Origin of the sequence: uncultured Acetatifactor sp. (assembly GCF_948601915.1) — a bacterium.
Classification (GTDB): Bacteria; Bacillota; Clostridia; order Lachnospirales; family Lachnospiraceae; genus Acetatifactor.
This window is the reverse complement of record NZ_CAPDXS010000096.1, coordinates 19,905-21,152: the sequence shown is the minus strand read 5'-3', so window position 1 is coordinate 21,152 and position 1,248 is coordinate 19,905. Positions and strand designations below refer to the sequence as shown.

2 protein-coding genes are annotated in these 1,248 nt (G+C 50.3%); both read right to left on the bottom strand.

The genetic code is table 11. The annotated features are described in order from the left end of the window. The coding region (locus Q2B33_RS15970) for a chemotaxis protein CheC (RefSeq protein ID WP_300914105.1) at positions 1 to 226 on the bottom strand (226 nt) is incomplete at its 3' end. Between the two features lie 3 nt (positions 227 to 229). Continuing rightward, the gene (fliM, locus tag Q2B33_RS15965) at positions 230 to 1,210 is read right to left on the bottom strand and encodes a flagellar motor switch protein FliM (protein WP_300766799.1); all 981 of its coding nucleotides are present in this window, start codon (positions 1,208 to 1,210) and stop codon (positions 230 to 232) included. Positions 1,211 to 1,248: the final 38 nt, after the last annotated feature.

Sequence of the window (1,248 nt, the reverse complement as noted above, 5' to 3'; positions counted from 1 at the left end):
GAGAATACAATGTAGTCGCCGAGGAGCCCATGCTGATATTGGCGACCTCGCCCACAGCGTCCTTCTCTACATCCGAAAGCAGCTCCATGGCTTCCTCCATGCTCTGGACTGCTCCTCCCGCACCCCCATTGCTACCTTCTCCAACAGCCTCGGCTCCATCGTCATCGCTTGAATCCATGCCGGAAAGTAATGCGTTTATCTCGTCCTGAGACAATGCACCATCCATTGTTTATTCCTCCTCTCTAATAACCGATGTAATCCTGACAGCATAAGAGTCCCTCTCCGTGCCGGGCAATGCGGTAAATTTCTTGATATTGCCTACATAGACATCCATGTCCTGATCCATCAGGGAATTCAGCTTGATGCAATCTCCCACCTGCAGATTCATGAAATCGCTTACGGTGATGGTGCTCGTACCGAGCACGGCCTTTACAGGCACATCCACCTTCCGAATCATGGATTCGATATACATCTCATAATTCTCGTCATGCATCTCCTGCATGGTGGAGTACCAGTACTTGGTATTCAGCTTATCCATGACATCTTCAAGGGTAAGGAAAGGAAGACAGATGGTCATCATGCCCTCCACGTCCCCAATCTTGATGCTCAATGTCACGATGGCGACCATCTCGCTGGGGGCAATCACCTGCGCGAACTGGGGATTGGTCTCCAGCCGGCTCAGCACAGGGGATATATCAATCACGTTCTTCCAGGGCTCCCTTAAGAGCTGGACGAACATCACCAATATCCTCTCTATGATAATCTGTTCTATCTCGGAAAAGTCCCTGCTCTTCTCCAGGGGCTGTCCGTTTCCTCCCAGCATACGATCCAACATGGCATAGCCGAGATTCGTGCCCAACTCCATGATTATCGACCCGTTCAGGGGAGCGAAATTGACTACCCCCATGATAATCGGGCTGGATAGGGAATTGGTAAATTCATTGAACTTGATGGCTTCGGATCCCACCACCGACACCTGCACGTTCTTGCGCAGGTACACCGGCAAGTTCGTCGAGAGCAGCCTTGCGTAATGCTCATATATGATTTCCAGTGTCCTCAGATGTTCCTTGGAGAACTTCGTAGGACTGCTGAAATCGTAGTTCTTGACCTTTTTTTCATCCTTCTGCTGTATCTGTTCCGTGTCGAGCTCGCCGGAAGACATGGCTGAAAGCAGGGCATCTATCTCCGCCTGGGAAAGAATATCGGCCACACAGGTTCACCTCCTGTCGTAACTTTTTATCTGTCATA